19 protein-coding genes are annotated in these 14,815 nt (G+C 58.2%); 5 read left to right on the forward strand and 14 right to left on the reverse strand.

What is annotated here, in order from left to right; all coding sequences use genetic code 11:
• Positions 1–6 precede the first annotated feature (6 nt).
• Genes ACXAHG_RS07500 through ACXAHG_RS07520 form a run of 5 tightly spaced genes read right to left on the reverse strand, consistent with a single transcriptional unit; the run spans position 7 to position 2,111 of the window.
• Positions 7–723, reverse strand: coding sequence for a flagellar hook-basal body complex protein (locus ACXAHG_RS07500; protein ID WP_475056608.1), 717 nt, complete (start codon positions 721–723; stop codon positions 7–9).
• The gene (locus tag ACXAHG_RS07505; protein WP_475040222.1) at positions 723–995 is read right to left on the reverse strand and encodes a flagellar biosynthetic protein FliQ; all 273 of its coding nucleotides are present in this window, start codon (positions 993–995) and stop codon (positions 723–725) included. Before ACXAHG_RS07505 ends, ACXAHG_RS07500 begins: the two co-directional genes overlap by 1 nt.
• 3 nt (positions 996–998) lie before the next feature.
• The gene (gene fliE, locus ACXAHG_RS07510; RefSeq protein ID WP_475040223.1) at positions 999–1,295 is read right to left on the reverse strand and encodes a flagellar hook-basal body complex protein FliE; all 297 of its coding nucleotides are present in this window, start codon (positions 1,293–1,295) and stop codon (positions 999–1,001) included.
• Between the two features lie 22 nt (positions 1,296–1,317).
• Positions 1,318–1,710, reverse strand: coding sequence for a flagellar basal body rod protein FlgC (flgC, locus tag ACXAHG_RS07515; RefSeq protein WP_475040224.1), 393 nt, complete (start codon positions 1,708–1,710; stop codon positions 1,318–1,320).
• 11 nt (positions 1,711–1,721) lie between these two features.
• Positions 1,722–2,111 (reverse strand): FlgB family protein, encoded by a 390-nt coding sequence (locus ACXAHG_RS07520; protein ID WP_475045190.1) that lies wholly within the window; start codon positions 2,109–2,111, stop codon positions 1,722–1,724.
• Positions 2,112–2,199: 88 nt separating this feature from the next.
• Here ACXAHG_RS07520 and ACXAHG_RS07525 point away from each other — a divergent pair, with 88 nt between their 5' ends.
• Together ACXAHG_RS07525 and ACXAHG_RS07530 are read left to right on the forward strand one after the other, a co-directional pair.
• Positions 2,200–3,528 (forward strand): FliI/YscN family ATPase, encoded by a 1,329-nt coding sequence (locus tag ACXAHG_RS07525; protein ID WP_475045192.1) that lies wholly within the window; start codon positions 2,200–2,202, stop codon positions 3,526–3,528.
• Positions 3,529–3,977: 449 nt separating this feature from the next.
• Positions 3,978–4,220 carry a hypothetical protein gene (locus tag ACXAHG_RS07530; protein WP_475040225.1) on the forward strand — a complete coding sequence of 81 codons (243 nt, stop codon included), beginning with the start codon at positions 3,978–3,980 and terminating at the stop codon, positions 4,218–4,220.
• A 162-nt stretch (positions 4,221–4,382) separates the two neighbouring features.
• On the opposite strand, the gene flbT is transcribed toward ACXAHG_RS07530, so the two are convergent.
• From flbT to ACXAHG_RS07555, 5 genes are all read right to left on the reverse strand, one after another.
• Positions 4,383–4,787 carry a flagellar biosynthesis repressor FlbT gene (gene flbT, locus ACXAHG_RS07535; RefSeq protein WP_475056610.1) on the reverse strand — a complete coding sequence of 135 codons (405 nt, stop codon included), beginning with the start codon at positions 4,785–4,787 and terminating at the stop codon, positions 4,383–4,385.
• A gap of 2 nt (positions 4,788–4,789) precedes the next feature.
• The gene (gene flaF, locus ACXAHG_RS07540; protein WP_475056611.1) at positions 4,790–5,161 is read right to left on the reverse strand and encodes a flagellar biosynthesis regulator FlaF; all 372 of its coding nucleotides are present in this window, start codon (positions 5,159–5,161) and stop codon (positions 4,790–4,792) included.
• Positions 5,162–5,239: 78 nt separating this feature from the next.
• On the reverse strand, positions 5,240–6,064 hold the full coding sequence (locus ACXAHG_RS07545; RefSeq protein ID WP_475040228.1) for a flagellin: 825 nt from the start codon (positions 6,062–6,064) through the stop codon (positions 5,240–5,242).
• A gap of 202 nt (positions 6,065–6,266) precedes the next feature.
• Complete coding sequence (locus tag ACXAHG_RS07550) at positions 6,267–6,626, reverse strand: flagellar biosynthesis protein FlgN (RefSeq protein ID WP_475040229.1); 360 nt, start codon at positions 6,624–6,626, stop codon at positions 6,267–6,269.
• The gene (locus ACXAHG_RS07555) at positions 6,619–6,912 is read right to left on the reverse strand and encodes a rod-binding protein (RefSeq protein ID WP_475040230.1); all 294 of its coding nucleotides are present in this window, start codon (positions 6,910–6,912) and stop codon (positions 6,619–6,621) included. The genes ACXAHG_RS07550 and ACXAHG_RS07555 overlap by 8 nt, the downstream gene beginning before the upstream one ends.
• Positions 6,913–7,040: 128 nt before the next feature.
• On the opposite strand from ACXAHG_RS07555, the gene fliK reads away from it, so the two are divergent.
• The 3 genes from fliK to ACXAHG_RS07570 are packed head-to-tail and all read left to right on the forward strand — an operon-like array spanning position 7,041 to position 10,609.
• Positions 7,041–9,002 (forward strand): flagellar hook-length control protein FliK, encoded by a 1,962-nt coding sequence (fliK, locus tag ACXAHG_RS07560; protein ID WP_475056612.1) that lies wholly within the window; start codon positions 7,041–7,043, stop codon positions 9,000–9,002.
• A 4-nt stretch (positions 9,003–9,006) separates the two neighbouring features.
• Positions 9,007–9,684 carry a FlgD immunoglobulin-like domain containing protein gene (locus tag ACXAHG_RS07565; RefSeq protein WP_475040232.1) on the forward strand — a complete coding sequence of 226 codons (678 nt, stop codon included), beginning with the start codon at positions 9,007–9,009 and terminating at the stop codon, positions 9,682–9,684.
• Positions 9,685–9,736: 52 nt separating this feature from the next.
• Entirely contained in the window at positions 9,737–10,609 is an 873-nt protein-coding gene (locus ACXAHG_RS07570) for a phosphotransferase family protein (RefSeq protein ID WP_475056614.1), read from the forward strand.
• Here ACXAHG_RS07570 and ACXAHG_RS07575 read toward each other — a convergent pair.
• From ACXAHG_RS07575 to ACXAHG_RS07590, 4 genes are read right to left on the reverse strand one after another with little or no spacing between them, the layout of a single operon-like run.
• A complete protein-coding gene (locus ACXAHG_RS07575; protein ID WP_475040234.1) occupies positions 10,582–11,901 on the reverse strand; it encodes an NAD(P)/FAD-dependent oxidoreductase in 1,320 nt (439 codons plus the stop codon). The two genes, ACXAHG_RS07570 and ACXAHG_RS07575, sit on opposite strands and share 28 nt — an antisense overlap.
• Positions 11,901–12,716, reverse strand: coding sequence for an ABC transporter permease (locus tag ACXAHG_RS07580; protein WP_475056615.1), 816 nt, complete (start codon positions 12,714–12,716; stop codon positions 11,901–11,903). Before ACXAHG_RS07580 ends, ACXAHG_RS07575 begins: the two co-directional genes overlap by 1 nt.
• Complete coding sequence (locus tag ACXAHG_RS07585) at positions 12,713–13,594, reverse strand: ABC transporter permease subunit (protein WP_475056616.1); 882 nt, start codon at positions 13,592–13,594, stop codon at positions 12,713–12,715. Before ACXAHG_RS07585 ends, ACXAHG_RS07580 begins: the two co-directional genes overlap by 4 nt.
• The gene (locus tag ACXAHG_RS07590; RefSeq protein WP_475056618.1) at positions 13,594–14,721 is read right to left on the reverse strand and encodes an ABC transporter ATP-binding protein; all 1,128 of its coding nucleotides are present in this window, start codon (positions 14,719–14,721) and stop codon (positions 13,594–13,596) included. Before ACXAHG_RS07590 ends, ACXAHG_RS07585 begins: the two co-directional genes overlap by 1 nt.
• Positions 14,722–14,815: the final 94 nt, after the last annotated feature.

Genomic DNA, 14,815 nt, shown 5'->3' on the forward strand with positions numbered 1-14,815 from the left:
ATTCTCCTAGGTCTTGATCAGGTTTTTGATGGCATTGCGGATCCGCTCGTCTTCCGACTGCAGAAAGCTCTGGCCCATTTCATAGGCGCGCTGGACTTCGATCATCCGGGTGACCTCGGAAACCGCATTCACGTTGGAGCCTTCGAGGAACCCTTGCAGCACCTTCGATTCAAAGCTGTCCTCAATGTCGCCTTCGACCCGGAACATGACGCCGTCCTCTCGCACGAGAGTGTGCTGTTCCACGGGTTTAAACAAACCCAGCTGACCCAGTAGGCGCCCGTTCGCACTGAGAGAGCCGTCAGAGCCGACTTCGATCTTGCCTGCATCAGGCGGCACAAAGACAGGTGCGCGGCCAGCATCCAGAACCCGGTACCCGTCCATGGTGACAAGATCCCCGTCGGCATTCGGAGAGAAGGCCCCGGAGCGGGTCAGCCGCTCACCCTGCGGCGTTTCCACCATAAAGAATGCGTCGCCTTCTATAGCGAAGTCGAAGGTGCCGCCGGTCTTGGTAAGCTGGCCCTGTTCCATAGAGGTATTGAAGATATTCGCACGCGACATCGACAGCGATTGCTGGCCGGGTGAGGATTGCACGAATTCCGAGAAAATCAGACCTTCCTGACGGTAGCCTGTCGTGGCTGAGTTTGCGATATTGTTGGCAATGACGCGCATTTCCCGCATCAGGCCGGATTGCCGCGACAGCGTGGCGTATCCTGCGTTTTCCATTACGAACCTCCGGCAATCATCGGAACGACATGGCCATTGAAAAAGGCCACCAGCGTTTGTGTCATGAAGCCCATAGTCATCCAGAACACGACCATGATCGCGGCCAACTTTGGCACGAAGGTCAGGGTCATTTCCTGTACCGATGTCAGTGCTTGAAACAGGCCGATGGCCAGGCCGACGACCAGGGCAACAACCAGAATCGGCGTCGACATGGTAACAGCCGCCCATAGGGCCTGGCGCAACGTGTCATAGAAGAGGCTTTCGCTCATCATGGCTTACACCGGCATCCTCAGGATTTCCTGGTATGCCTCTACGACCTTGTTTCGCACAGTCACCGCGGTTTCGACGGCCAATTCGGTTTGCGCCAGCGCTTGCACAAGGGCATGAGGGTCTGCGTCAGACGTCATGGCCTGTACCGAAATTTGCTCGCTCTTTTGCAGGGTCGCTGCAAAATTTTCAAAGCTTTCCTTCAGGCGGGGGCCGGCCCCTGTTGCGGCATGTTCCGGATCTGCTTTGGTCGCGGGGCGGGCGGCGGCATAGCCGCTGGCGGCGGAAAGGCTGCGAATATCCATTCTGGATCTCCAAATATTTTTGTTAACGTCTCAAAAGGTCCATCAGCGAGGCTGACATGGAGCGGGTTTGCTCGAACATTTTCAGGTTTGCCTCGTAGCTGCGCTGAGCTTCGCGGGCATCGGCGATCTCGATCATCAGATCGACGTTGGACCCTTCATAATGTCCGCTGTCGTCTGCCAGCGGATGAGACGGGTCGTAGATCTCTTCCAAGTCGCGCCGGTCCAAAGTGACCCGGCCTGTACGGACATGCTCCACGTCTGTTTGCAGCTCACGCACGGCTTCAAACGGAATGGTTTTGCGCCGGTAGCCAGGGGTGTCGGCGTTGGAAATGTTCTCGGACACATGGCGCAGACGCGCTGCCTGGGCTTTGAGGCCGCTGGCGGTGACGGAAAGTGCGCGCGAAAATTCACTCATCGCTCAGCTCCTCAGTTCTTGCCGAGGCTGGCGCGCAGCACGTTCATGGAAGACTTGTAGATGCTCATGGCCCGCTTGTGCTGGCGGGCGGTCTCAACGCCCTTCAGCAATTCGGTTTCCACCGTCACCGTGTTGTCGTTGGGGTCGCCGCCCGCGTCATTGGAAAGGACGGCCCAATCCATGCTATCGCTGGAGGTGCCATTCAAATGGCTGCCACGGGTGGCGATCATGCTGCTCGGGCGTGCGCCGGCGGCAAAGACCTCTTTGAAAGGCTTGATATCCTTGGCGTGGTAACCTGGCGTATCGGCGTTGGCGATATTCTGCGATACCAACGCCTGGCGCTTGCCGGCGTGGGCGGCCATGGAATAGGCAATTTTGAATACGTTCAGTTCTGTGAACACCAGGGCTTCTCCCTTGATCGATTTCAATCAAGGCTTAACCCCGATTCCTTTAGAAATTGTTTTCAGGACATCAATGGAGGCCGCTTCGATGAAAGCAGAGCTGCACGCACTGACCCGTCAAATCGCCGGAACCAGGCTGACGACCCAGATGGGCAGGGTTACCGGAATCGCGGGTGGAGAGATCGAAGTCGGCGGGCTGGCCTCTGCTGCCCGGATCGGGGACCGGCTGGTTCTGCGCCGTGGCCCACGAGATGAGCTTCATGGTGAAGTTTTGAAGATTAGTGGTAGCAATATCAGCATGTTACCAGATAGGGCGCCTGATGGAGCGGCAATCGGCGATCCGGTTCTCCTGCACCCGTCACCTGAGTTCGCTCCAGGAGACCATTGGATTGGGCGGGTTATTGATCCTTTTGGCGAACCTCTGGACGGACGCCCGATGCTGCCTGGCCCGGAGCCGCGTGATTTGATGGCTGCACCGCCCAAAGCCGCGGCCCGTCGGGCGATGGGGGAACGGCTGGCCACCGGGCAGGCCGTGCTAAACACGATTCTTCCGATTGTTCAGGGGCAAAGGGTGGGCCTTTTTGCAGGTTCCGGGGTCGGGAAGTCTTCGTTGCTGGCGAAATTGGCTCAGAGCATGGAGGCTGATGTTGTTGTGATGGCACTGATCGGCGAACGCGGCCGGGAGGTCAGCCATTTTGTCGAGCAGGTGCTGGGGCCTGAGGGCATGCGGCGCGCAGTTGTTGTTGCTGCAACATCCGATCAGTCCGCATTGGTGCGCCGCCGCTGTGCCTGGTCTGCCATGACAGTGGCGGAACATTTCCGGGATCAAGGCAAAAACGTGCTGTTTCTTGCCGACTCGGTTACCCGTTTTGCAGAGGCGCACCGTGAGATTTCTGCGGCGTCCGGAGAAGCTCCGGCACTGCGCGGATACCCGCCTTCGGTCACGCCTTTGATCACTGGCCTTTGCGAAAGGGCCGGTCCGGGCGGCGAAGGGCAGGGTGACATTACTGCTGTCTTCAGTGTCCTGGTAGCGGGTTCCGATATGGATGAGCCGATAGCCGATATCCTGCGTGGGGTTCTGGACGGGCATATTGTTCTGAACCGCGAGATTGCGGAACGCGGGCGTTTCCCGGCAATCGATGTCTCCAGATCCGTGTCGCGCAGCCTGCCGGCCGCAGCGACCGCGGATGAAAATGCAGCAATCCAAGAGGTGCGCAAGTATCTGGGGGCCTACGAGCAATCTGAAGTAATGATTCGAGCGGGTCTTTATGCAGAAGGAAATGATGCCGTGCTGGACCAGGCCGTGAAACTCTGGCCGGAACTGGATGCCTTTTTCGGCCGAGAGGATCCTGAAGGGATTACCAGCAGCTTCAACCGCTTGCTGCTGCTACTGCGCCGCGCCAAGGCCGGCCGCTAATACCGTGGCCGGCGTTTTGATGGATAGTAAAATAGCATGGCTGTGCCAGATGCGGCCAGCGCCGCCACAATGCCAAGGACCTGAATTCACAACGCGGCTGGCAATCCCTTCGGTGGGTTGCATAAGGAGCAAGCTATCGTTGCCGCGATGCGCAAAAAACTGGAATTGGCGCATTGAAAATCACTGACGCCTGCTGCCAGCGGGCGTCGTTATTTCATTTGGCTGAGAGGTCCGGTACTGCAGCCTATTCCTGAGGTTTTCGCGCTGCATGCAGTTCAACCGGCTCTGAAACTACTAAGCTGTCCCCGAATCCCGGCCACCGGCATAAGCTACGATTGCAGATCTTCAGATCTTCGACGAAAAGGAGATCAATAAAGCCGAAACCAAGCAGCACGCACCCGGGTTCAAGGCGAAGGCTGCGCTTTAGGTGCTGAAGGGGGAGGAGACCGGTGCTGTTTCGAATTTTTCAGGACCGTGTCGTCTCGCGCCGCGCCGCGTTTCTTCCAGTCATAGAAGATCCCGCTGCTGATGCCGAAGTACCGGCAGGCCTTGGCGGCATTTCCGATTTCCTCAGCAAAGGAAAATACACGCTTGCTGCGTGCAACGCCCCTCAGAACTGCTTTGATCCCGCTGGTCGCTACTTCGGCTGCCAGACAGATAAAATCGTTCAGCCGAACTCGGGAGCTTCATAAATAAAGATTTGGAGAAGCGGGATTGTCCGCCTTTGCAAACAGCTGTCTTTGAAGGACAGCTGTTTATCGTCTTCATTGCCAAACCGCGAGTTTTGATCTGTCTGCAGTCTGGTGGCATCAACCCGCAATCCCATCAGCCGCCGGGGATTGCAGGATGGTGTGTTACGAGGGTCTGACAGCAAACAAGCGGTCTTCCCGCGGCAACAAGGTGCGTAGCGCCTTCAAGCAGCGGTAGTGATTGTTGCTGATTAAGGCATCTGTTGCTTCGGCGATGGATGCCCGGCTGTCCGGATCGGTAAAGACCTGGCTCAATTCCTCAATCCGGCGCAGCATCGGCAGACGCTCCTCTTCAGGGTCTGCATCACCGGACAGGATCAATTGCGCTGCGTAGCAGACCCTGCGCACAGGTGTGTTTGCCTCTTCCGGGTGGATTGCATCGCGCAGGCGCAAAATGTTTGCGTCAGGGGTGACAATGGACAGGCGGCTGCGGCGGTCGCCGTTTTCAATCACCGCGCCATTCACAAGGACACGCTCCTTGGGGGCAAGTTTCAGGACAAGTCCGCTCATATTCAGGTAGCTCCGCTGCGGAGGCCACGCATGATGGCCGTATTGATTTCCACCAGGGGCCGGATATCGGCCTCGCGCTGAAGCACTTTGGTGGTGTGCTGTCTCGTGAATTCTGCCAACTCAAAAAGGCTCTGCTTCAGCTCATCTGGCAAGGGGTTGCCTTTGGAAGCGAGATCAGCGGTAAAAATGGACCAGAGCTTGCGGTTGTCGTTCAAAGCTGCTGCAAGATCAGCAAACCCATCGCGGCCTTTCTGCGCCGCCGTAATCAGGCGGCGTGTTACGCGCGCGATAACTTCGTATTCAAAATTCTTTGCTGTCCGGGTCGGGGCCTTTGCCGCCGAATAGGCACTCTTCGCCTTCAGAAGGGCATTCACGTGTTTTCCTAACGTATTGTTCTTCAGGTTCTCTGAGAGGGGAAGACCGGGGCGCCATCAGCGCCCCGGTAAGGGCTGTTAACGGAACAGCTGCTGCAGCGTGGACGGCGATTGGTTCGCAATGGTCAGCGACTGCACCGCCAGCTGCTGCTGGGTCTGCAGCGCCTTCAGGCGGGCAGATGCCTCTTCCATGTTGGTGTCGGTCATGGTGCTGACGCCGGACTTCAGGGAGTCAGTCAGTTTCGACACGAATTCCTGCTGGTCGCTCAGGCGGTTGCTTGCTGCACCAAAGGCTGCCGCATGGTCGATTGCACTGGACAGAGCATTTTCGATATCAGTCAGAACGGCATCCGCATTGGTCGAATCCAGCGGAACATTGTTTGCCAGAACTTGGGAAATGTCCGCGTCCGCGTCAACATGGGCGATGCTGATGATATCGCCGGTGCCGGCAGTGGAGTCCAAGCCGCCGAGAACATCAAAGTTGGTCGCGCCGGAGGTGTCCAGCAGGTTGGCACCATTGAACGATGCCGACTTGATGATAGAGGCGATAGTTGCGGTCTTTTCAGTCAGGTCATCATTGATCTTGTCGTGGTCGACGTTCTGCGAAACACCGGCAACCACCAGTTCACGCATGTCTTTCAGCGTTTCCACGATCTGTTCCATGCCCGAGGAAGCAACAGCGACGGTGGCTTCACCAAAGTCCAGAGAATCTTGGACGGACTCGTAAGCCCCGATGTCCGATTCCATCGACTTGGAGATGGCCCAGACAGCGGAGTTGTCTTTCGCCATGCCGACCTCTTTACCGGTCGAGATCTGGTTCTGGGTTTCTTCCAGGCTGTTGTTCACAGACTTCAGGGTCTGCAGAGCAACCATTGCGCCGTTGTTGGTCAGAATGCTGGTCATAGCTTTTTCCTTTAGCTGCGGGGCGCTTTGGCCCCATTATTCGTTGCCCCGAAGGGCGCTGTGTGACGTCTTTCTGACTGTGCGTTCCGCCGTCCGGCTTCCGCGCCACCCCTCATGAGGTGCAAGGCGACATTGGCGCATCAGTTGCTAAAGGAGTGCTAATGCCGGGATTTGGTTTTTTAGAATTTTCCCAAAATTGCATTCAGGCCCGCTTCTCCAATTTGCTGCTCAGCCGGGTGCCATAGCGGGTCCTGCGGCCGGCCTGGTCATAGACGTCCAGTCCCTTGCGGATTCGGCGCAATTCGGCCATGCGGGCAGCCACTGCGCGGATGCCGTCCATGGCGCCGCCCAGCAGCTCTTGATTGCGGGATATTTTACTTTGCACTTGGGCAAGCGGCTCGCGCTCCAGTTCGGTCACAGAATTCAGCTTGCCGATGATCTTTTCTTTCTTCGCCAAAAGCGCCTCGAGTTTTGCGAGATCTCCGGCCATCAGGGCTTTGCGCTCGCGGTCGAGAATCTGATCAAGCTCGTCGATCAGCTGCTGGGGTTTGGGGTCACTCACCTTGGGTCTCCTTCAATGCGTGATAAAGTGATTCTGCCAAACCGATGCCGCCAGAGCGGGCGATCTGAGTGGCTTGTTCGCGGATAAGAAAGCTGGAGAACTGCTCCTCTCCGGCACCGCCGCCGAATCCCTCGCGTGATTCGCCGAGGCCGGCGGATTTCAGCATTTGGGCTAAAAAGGAGGCTTCCAGCTCAATCGCGGCTTCGCGCAGCGGATCAGCTGCCACGGGCCGTACGGGCGCTGACGCGCGCGGTAATTGGGCGGGGGTCGTCTGGATTTCTGGCATCTCCGGTTCTCCGGTTGAAAGTCGAGTTTCTTCGATTTTTCCGAGATTGCGCAGGAACCGGTTAAAATTGCCGTAACCGCTTTCGGGTAAGCCTGTCTGTGTCGAGATAGAATATCCGGAAGACGAAAATGAACATGAACTCGGTCATTGGCTTAGATGCCGCCACTGCTGGAAAGGCGCCGTTTGCCCCTTCCGGAAGTCAAGAAAAATCAAGCAAAAACAGTAGTTTTTCAGAATTCATGGGGGGCCGGGAAAGCGGGGTTGAGGCGGGTAATAACGCTTCTTCCAGCCTGCCTGGTGAAGCAGTGGCCGAATCTGAAACAGGTGCGGCCGGCAAAGCGGGTGATTCCAGCACCGAGCAGTCTGCGGTGTCAGCGGGCACTCAAAAAACCGATGTTTCAGAGGGTAGTTTTGAAGTTTCGAAACCTGTGGCTGAGGAGGCCGAGGTCTTTGAACTGGAGACAGATACAGTCCCGGCAGGCAGCGCTTCTGTACCGGAGAGTGCTGTTGCGGTTTCGGAACCGGAGGCTGAGGAAGCTGAAGTCCTTGATCAGGACGCAGACATAGAGCTGTCAGGCAATGCTTCCGTGGAAACGGAAGAGAACGCCTGGCAAGAAGCGGTGCAAACGCCCGGGCATGACAGGCCGCAAACCGAGGCAAAAGCGCAGGGTGGCCTGTCTGAAACTGTAGAGCTGCCCCCGCGCGCTGCAGCGCATGTTGAAGACAATTCGCAAACAAGTCTCCCTGGTCGGAAAACGGCTGGAAATTCAGTTTCTGAGGGTTCGGAAAGGAACGTTTCAGCCGGCGCGGGTTCGCCAGAAACAAGAGAAAATGCAGAACCAAGCCAGCTTGAGAAACCTAAAAGCAATGCACAGCTTGCTGCCGGGCTGGACGCCAGCGGAACAACCGGCCCAAAGACGCGCGGGGAAGCCTCGCAGGGCGAGCGTAGGTCTGAATTTGCTTCGGCAGAATTGGCGAGTACCAAGCACTCTCTTGCGGCAAATGCTGACAAAACCGTCGCGTCTGGCGGCGAAAAAACAGTTCAATCAGAATCGCGCGCAACTCCTGAAGCGGCTTCACAGGCTGCCGGCCGGATGGCTGTGCAACCGGAAACAAGCAGGAAGCAACCAGCAGAGGTGCAGCGTTCAAGCACACCGGAGAAGTTGGCTGGCCTGGGTACTGATCCTGTTCCTGCCGCCTCCTCCGACCGCGGGTCGGGTGTGCAACAGTTGAATCCGTTGCGCGGTGATGTTCCGCCCTCAAGCTCACTGTCTTCACAGGGGCTGACCCAGGCAACCGCGTCTGGAGGCCTGGCTCTAGCGAATAGCACACTGGTACAAGGAAAGACCCCGCCGCCTAACAAGGTTGCTGTCTTGGGCCCCTCAGAGGGGAGGCTTGAAACGCATGAAACCGGATCGGGCGCGCTCGTTTCACGGCAACTTGCTGACAGCGAATTCCGAATGGCCTCGGTACAGGCTGCACCAACGGCCCCTCCGCTGGCCGTCTCCTTGCCGCAGCCTGTTGCAGCGGCAGGTATCACAGCAGCAAAGGTGAATGCAGAACTGTCTTTAGCTGCGGATGAAACGGCGGCAACTGCCTTGAGTTTGTTTTCTGAGGCACCCGGCCTGACACAGCTATTGGCGGAAGCGTCTATTGGGGCTCATGGGACTCACCGCCCTGAAGCGCCACGGATGATCGCAGCGCAGCTGGCTGAAGCCTTCGCGGCCAAAGGCGAGCAGAAAGTCGAAGTGAGCCTGAACCCGCAAGAGCTGGGCCAAGTGAAAATGCGCGTGATCACGAGCGAGACCGGGATCACTATGATTATCCAGACTGAACGGCCGGAGACTGGAGATTTGATGCGCCGCCACATTCATGAATTGGCGGAGGAATTCCGGCGCATGGGCTATGAAGATATTTCGTTTGAATTCAGTGGAGGTGCTGCAGGAGGCGGCGGCTCTGACGAAGGTGCGGGCACCGGGGCCGGAACGTCCCGTGCTCCGGCAGACACAGGCGGGCAGAATACGCAGCCTGCTGAATCCGTAACACAGAATCTCCGGCTGGGAGCCGCCGGTGTGGACATGAGGGTCTGATCATATGACAACAGCAATCAATTCCGCAGGCGCCAGCGCCGGACAAACCCCAACGCTGGCACCATCGTCCCAGCAGACCGCGGGCCTCACCTCAGATTTTGAAACCTTTGTGAAAATGCTGACGGCTCAGGCGCGGTACCAGGACCCCTTGGAACCGATTGATTCAACGGAATATGCTGCGCAATTGGCCCAATTCTCCATGGTCGAGCAGCAAACCAAGAGCAATACGCTGCTGGAAGGCTTGCAGTCGCAGCTGGGCCTGGCCAACATGGCGGCGTTGTCCGGCTGGGTCGGGATGGAAGCCAGGGCGGTCGCGCCAGGCTATTTTGATGGCAGCAACCAGGTCACTATTGCGCCTAATCCAGCTGCTGCCGCTGACGCCGTAACCCTGGTTGTTAAAGACGCAAACGGCACCGAAGTTCAGCGGATCAGCCTTCCTGTTTCAGCTGAACCGTATCAGTGGAACGGCTTGGACGAGGACGGAAACCCGCTGGAAGCGGGCGAATATGCCTTTGTTGTGGAAAGCCGGAAAGGCGACGATCTGCTGCTCGAAGAATATGCTGAGATCTATTTCAAAGTAAACGAAACCCGGATGCAGGGCGGGGAAGTCGGCCTGATTACTGAAGGCGGCTCTGTTGTGCTGGCATCCTCTGTCAGCGCGCTGCGGGATCCTAGCAGCTGATCCTGAGGTTTGCGGGCAGGAAAAACTTGTCTAGAAGCAGGGCGGATGAGATTTGGAGGCCGTCCTGCTGCCACTGCCTGAACAGTTTGAAGCCCGCTTCTTTGCGTATTTAAGCAAAACGGGTTTATATGTGCCCGCTCCCCGGCGCTTGGCGGGGGGGCGTTCAAATCATGTCTGGCGGGCGGGCGGATTGGTGGTCAAACTTTACGCCCAAGATGGTGCAAACCCGCTTTTTGCCAATGATCCGGAGCGCGAGATTGCAGTTCTGACTGCTCTGTCGGGAACCGGGATGGTGCCGTCTCTTGTGCAAACAGGCAAATTTGAGGGCCACTATTGGCTGAGCTATGCTCATGTGAACGGCAATCCCTGGCGGGAAGATACCGGGCATGTGGCGCAGCTTTTAGGCCGGTTGCACGATCTGGCTGCGCCAGCAGGCTTGCCGACCGGGGCAAATGGCAGCGCTGCTTTGGAACAGCAAACGCTGGGGATCCTTGCTGTATGCAAACAGCCGAACGAACTGAAGGCGTTGCGGCCCTTGGGCAGGATTCCTGCCTTGCCGCAGACCGTTCTCATTCATGGCGACCCTGTTCCTGGAAATCTGCTGGCCCATGACGGCACCTTGACGCTGATCGATTGGCAATGCCCGCAAATCGGTGACCCGGCTGAAGATCTGGCGTTGTTCCTGTCTCCGGCTATGCAATTAATGTACCGGGGGGCGCCGTTGTCATGTGCAGAAGAGGATGGTTTCCTGACAGCCTACCCAGACCGGAGGATTGCCGGCCGGACCTTGGCTCTCAGGCCGTGGTTTCACTGGCGCATGGCTGCCTATTGCCTGTGGCGGGCAGAACAGGGCGGGGATTTGGACTGGCAGGCTTATGACCTGGAACGCACGGCGCTTCAGTCCATCAGGCCCAGGAGTGAATAGGCTGGCGGCATCAGAATCCTTCGGGCACGCCCAAAAGGAAACCGCGGCATCTTTTGTACAACCGGCGAATAGGGCAGATCCGGCTGCACCCCGCGCACCAGATCACTAAGCAGGCGCCCGGCATAGGTACCCATGGCGACACCATTGCCGTGGTAGCAGAGGCCGGCATACATGCCCGGATGATTGGGCACCGCTCCGACAAAAGGCACCAGATTGCGTGAAAGGCAAACCATGCCGGACCAGCAATGGGTGGTTTCGACCTGATGCCATTCCGGAAACATCGCCTCGAAATCCTGCCTCAGTTTGCGCCGGATTCCCGCTTCTGCCCGAGGCGAAGACAGCAGCCCGCCTCGCATCCCGAACAGGAATCTGTTGTCCGGCATCAGGCGGAAGTAGTGCAGCAAGTTGCGGGTGTCATAGGCCATTTGATGTGAAAACCAGCCTTGGGCTTGCCGTTCGTCTTCTGCCAGAGGGCGGGTGACCATGACCGTGGATTGTGTCGGGATGTATCGTCCGGCCAGCCATTCTGGAAGGTCCTCCGAAGAGTATCCATTGGTGGCGATGACGACCTTGGATACCCTTAGGTGACCTTTATTGGTCGCTATTTCATATCCGCCACTTGTCTGGCTAACGGACTGCGCCGGGCTCTCTTGGTAGAGTAGGGCACCGGCGCTCCTGGCTGCGGCGGCCAGGCCGAACAGATACTTACGCGGGTTCAGGGCAAAGCCCAACGGTGTTGTCAGCGCAGCATAAAAGCTGCCGTTCAATCCATGATCCGCCAGTTGCTGGCGGGAAAGGAACTCTGGCTCTTCACCGGCCTTGCGCAGTTCTTCTGCATGGGCTGACAGACAGCGCGCGGCTTTCTCATTGTGCGCAAGCTGGGTTTCCCCGCGTGAGTGGATGTCGGCGCTAATGCCGTGTGTTTCCAGCAGTTGCTTTACAAGTTCCACAGCGGCCACTTCGCTGGCGTCATAGATGTCAGCGGGGGTCTTGCCGAAAAAACTGCGCATCGTGCTGCTGGACAGTTTCGATCCGCCAAGGCAGCAGAACCCACCATTGCGTCCGGAGGCACCCCAGCCGGGAGTTTCCGCTTCCAGCAGGGCTACTGAGAGGCCGTTTTCAGCCAGATGAAGAGCCGTTGAAACGCCGGTGAAACCGCCGCCAACGATTGCAACATCTGCGGTGACGTTTCCCTCGAGAACCGGCCAGACCGGCGCAGCGGCGGTCTCGTCCCACCAGCAGTTGCTGCGCGGGCCAGGACCATAGGCGTAGCTGGAAAAAATCCGGCGCATCAGGTGCGCACCGCTTCCATTTCCTCGCGCTTCTGCTTGGCCACTTGGTGTTTGGTCACCAGCGAAGCAGTGATGACACCGACAGTGACGATTGAAATCATGATCGTCGACAGCGCGTTGATTTCAGGGCTGACGCCCAGGCGCACGGCGGAGAAGATCTTGATTGGAAGGGTTGTGGCCGAAGGGCCGGAGGTGAATGAGGCAATCACCAGGTCGTCCAGCGACAGGGTAAAGGCCAGCAGCCAGCCGGAGATCACTGCAGGCGCGATGATCGGCAGTGTCACCAGGCGGAAGGCCTCGGACGGCGAACAGCCGAGGTCCAGCGCGGCTTCCTCCAGCGAGCGGTCGAAACTCACCAGCCGGGAGGAAACCACGACCGAGACATAGCACATCGCGAATGTGGTATGCGCCAGCACGATGGTGAACACACCGCGGTCCAGCCCGATGCCGATGAACAGCAGGAGCAGTGACAGGCCGGTGATCACTTCGGGCATTACCAGCGGCGCGTAGATCATGCCGGAAAACAGCGTCCGCCCCATGAACCGCCCGCCGCGTACCAGCACATAGGCCGCAATGGTGCCCAGAACGGTGGCCAGGGTGGAGGAGAACACCGCCACCTTGATGGTCACCCAGGCGGCATTCAGGAAAGCCTCGTTCTGCAGCAGCTCCCCATACCATTTGGTTGAGAACCCGGCCCATACGGTCACCAGCTTGCTTTCGTTGAAGCTGAAGATGATGAGAATGACCATCGGGATGTAGAGGAAGGCAAAGCCGAGGGTCAGCGATACGGCGTTAAACCAGCTCATACGGTTCATTTCTCTGCCTCCTGCTGTTTCTGCTGGTTGCGCTGGAACAGCACAATCGGGACGACAAGCAGCAGCAGCAAGACCACCGCTACCGCAGATGCCACCGGCCAGTCGCGGTTGGAGAAGAATTCTTCCCACAGCACCTTGCCGATCATCAGCGTGTCTGAGCCGCCCAAGAGCGAAGGGATCACAAACTCACCCAAAACAGGGATGAAGACCAGGAAGCTGCCGGCAATGATGCCATTTTTCGACAGCGGAACCGTTACCAGCCAGAAGGCCGACAGGCGCGAACAGCCCAAGTCCTCGGCGGCTTCGATCAGCGATCCATCCAGCCGTTCCAGTGCCGAGTAAACCGGCAGGATCATGAACGGCAGATAGGTATAGACGATACCGATATAGACCGCGGAATTGGTGTTGAGAATCGTCAGCGGTTCCGAAATTACCCCGGTCCACAGCAGGAACTGGTTGAGGAAGCCCTCGTTCGACAGGATCCCCATCCACGCATAGACGCGGATCAGGAAAGAGGTCCAGAACGGCAGGATCACCAGCATCATCAGCGTCGGTCGCCATTCTTCCGGGGCGCGGGCCATGCCATAGGCAATCGGATAGCCGGCCAGCAGGGTGAAGAATGTCGAGATGACCGCGATCTTCAGCGAACTGAGGTAGGCCTTCCAGTAGAGGTCATCCTCGGTCAGCCAGACGAAGTTCTCGAAATCCAGCTCGGCCAGGAAGGCCGCGATGCCTTCTGCCCAGTCGAATTGCGGGAAGTAAGGCGGGCGGGCAATGGCCGCGTCCGACAGGGCGATTTTCAGGACAATGGCAAATGGCACCAGAAACAGCGCCAGAAGCCAGACGTAGGGAATGGCGATCAGGAAATAACGGCGCATCAGTCAGCCAGCAGAACGCCTGCCGTGGCGGTCCAGGACAGCCAGACAGTGTCTTCCCAGGTAAAAGCGCGGCGGGCGATACGGCGGGTGTTGGCAGTCTGCGCCTTGATCACTGCGCCGGTTGGCAGTTCCACGTGGTAGGTGGAGATATTGCCGAGGTAGGCAATATCCAGGATGCGGCCTTGCACGGCGTTGTCCGCGGCCTCAGGCTTGTCAGCACTGATTGAGACCTTTTCGGGCCGGATCGCCAGATGGCATCTTTGCCCGTCGGAAAATCCGTTGGGCGACTGTACTGCCAGCGGTGCGTGGCCCTCGTGCCAGGACATTGCATAAACGTCGCTGCCATTGGGTTTGGCGGTGCCCTCGATCAGGTTCACGTCGCCAATGAAATCAGCCACATACACGGAATTAGGGGTCTCGTAAATCCGGTCCGGCGTGGCCACCTGGATGATCTTGCCGTGATCCATCACCGCCACGCGGGAGGCCACGGTCATCGCCTCTTCCTGGTCGTGGGTCACAATCACAAACGTGGTGCCGGTCTTCTCCTGGATGTCCATCAGCTCAAACTGGGTATCCTGGCGTAGCTTCTTGTCGAGAGCGCCTAGCGGTTCGTCCAGGAGCAGCAGCTTCGGCGCCTTGGCCAGCGACCGCGCCAGCGCCACCCGCTGCCGCTGACCGCCGGAAATCTGATGCGGTTTGCGGCGGGCGAATTTCTCCAGCCGGGTCAGCCGCAGCATTTCCTCGACCCGGTCATTGATATCATGTTTGGGCATGCCTTCGCGCTTTAGGCCAAAGGCGATGTTCTCCCAAATCGACAGATGCGGGAACAGCGCGTAGGACTGGAACATCATGTTCACTGCGCGCTTGTTCGGCGGCACCGGGGCAATATCCTGCCCGGCCAGGAAAATATTGCCTTCGGTCGGGGTTTCAAACCCGGCCAGCATCCGCATCAGCGTGGTCTTGCCGCAGCCCGACGGGCCCAGCAGCGCGTAGAACTCCCGCTCGTAGATGTCGATGGTCAGATTGTCGATGGCGGTGAACTCGCCATATCGTTTGGTGACGTTCTGGAAGTGGATCAAGGGCTTAGCCTCGGGATCATTCCAGGGTTCAAATACGGAAGCAGTCAAGCCGGGCCTCTTCTGCGAGTTGTCGCGCGGATGTATCGTTCAGCCGCGCGAGGAGAGACCAAGCGCGTCAGGAGTTGCGAGGCGTGTGAAACGC

It is taken from the genome of Leisingera sp. ABD4_442, from assembly GCF_056160905.1.

Bases quoted from the DNA above. Each gene is read 5' to 3' on its own strand.
- ACXAHG_RS07500 (WP_475056608.1), bottom strand. From the start codon at position 723: ATGGAAAACGCAGGATACGCCACGCTGTCGCGGCAATCCGGCCTGATG.
- ACXAHG_RS07505 (WP_475040222.1), bottom strand. From the start codon at position 995: ATGATGAGCGAAAGCCTCTTCTATGACACGTTGCGCCAGGCCCTATGG.
- fliE (WP_475040223.1), bottom strand. From the start codon at position 1,295: ATGGATATTCGCAGCCTTTCCGCCGCCAGCGGCTATGCCGCCGCCCGC.
- flgC (WP_475040224.1), bottom strand. From the start codon at position 1,710: ATGAGTGAATTTTCGCGCGCACTTTCCGTCACCGCCAGCGGCCTCAAA.
- ACXAHG_RS07525 (WP_475045192.1), top strand. From the start codon at position 2,200: ATGAAAGCAGAGCTGCACGCACTGACCCGTCAAATCGCCGGAACCAGG.
- flbT (WP_475056610.1), bottom strand. From the start codon at position 4,787: ATGAGCGGACTTGTCCTGAAACTTGCCCCCAAGGAGCGTGTCCTTGTG.
- ACXAHG_RS07545 (WP_475040228.1), bottom strand. From the start codon at position 6,064: ATGACCAGCATTCTGACCAACAACGGCGCAATGGTTGCTCTGCAGACC.
- ACXAHG_RS07555 (WP_475040230.1), bottom strand. From the start codon at position 6,912: ATGCCAGAAATCCAGACGACCCCCGCCCAATTACCGCGCGCGTCAGCG.
- fliK (WP_475056612.1), top strand. From the start codon at position 7,041: ATGAACATGAACTCGGTCATTGGCTTAGATGCCGCCACTGCTGGAAAG.
- ACXAHG_RS07565 (WP_475040232.1), top strand. From the start codon at position 9,007: ATGACAACAGCAATCAATTCCGCAGGCGCCAGCGCCGGACAAACCCCA.
- ACXAHG_RS07575 (WP_475040234.1), bottom strand. From the start codon at position 11,901: ATGCGCCGGATTTTTTCCAGCTACGCCTATGGTCCTGGCCCGCGCAGC.
- ACXAHG_RS07580 (WP_475056615.1), bottom strand. From the start codon at position 12,716: ATGAACCGTATGAGCTGGTTTAACGCCGTATCGCTGACCCTCGGCTTT.
- ACXAHG_RS07585 (WP_475056616.1), bottom strand. From the start codon at position 13,594: ATGCGCCGTTATTTCCTGATCGCCATTCCCTACGTCTGGCTTCTGGCG.